Origin of the sequence: Croceitalea marina (assembly GCF_042684265.1) — a bacterium.
Taxonomy (GTDB): Bacteria; Bacteroidota; Bacteroidia; order Flavobacteriales; family Flavobacteriaceae; genus Croceitalea; species Croceitalea marina.
Map to the genome: position 1 here is coordinate 1 of NZ_JBHULB010000018.1, position 501 is coordinate 501.

General features: G+C 34.7%; 1 protein-coding gene. It reads left to right on the forward strand.

What is annotated here, in order from left to right:
* Positions 1 to 35: 35 nt before the first annotated feature.
* Positions 36 to 501, forward strand: a 466-nt coding sequence (locus ACFSQJ_RS14115) for an HNH endonuclease (protein ID WP_377767619.1), incomplete at its 3' end; no start/stop codon positions are given.

A 501-nucleotide genomic window follows, 5' to 3' on the forward strand; every position in this document is an offset into this window, starting at 1 on the left:
AAACCGTTGTAGTGCATTTGAGAAAAACATTTAGGATGATAAGAAACTATTGGAATGAAGAATGGAAAGACGTGGAATTTGACGAAGGAATTGCCGATATTGAACAGTTCAAAATCTCAAATTACGGTCGAATTTTAAACTGTAAAGGCGAAACCGAATTTGAAGTTAAAAAATCATACATAAATGGATACCAAAATCTTCCGCTAAAACAAAAACGGAACGGAAAATCGACCAGCAGATACGTGCACAAACTTGTGGCAGAACATTTTCTTGAACAGAACGACGGAATTTATGTCATCCATCTGAATTATGATAAAACCGACAATCGAGTGGAAAACCTAAAATGGGCAACCAAAAGAGAAAAGGAAATTCACCAATTCAACAATCCGAATTGGGAAAAAGTTGTGCAAAAAAGAGGTAAAAAAATCGGAAAACTAAACGAGGGAAAAGTGAAAATCATTAAACGCCAGTTGAAAAACGAAAAGAACAGAATCAATATGA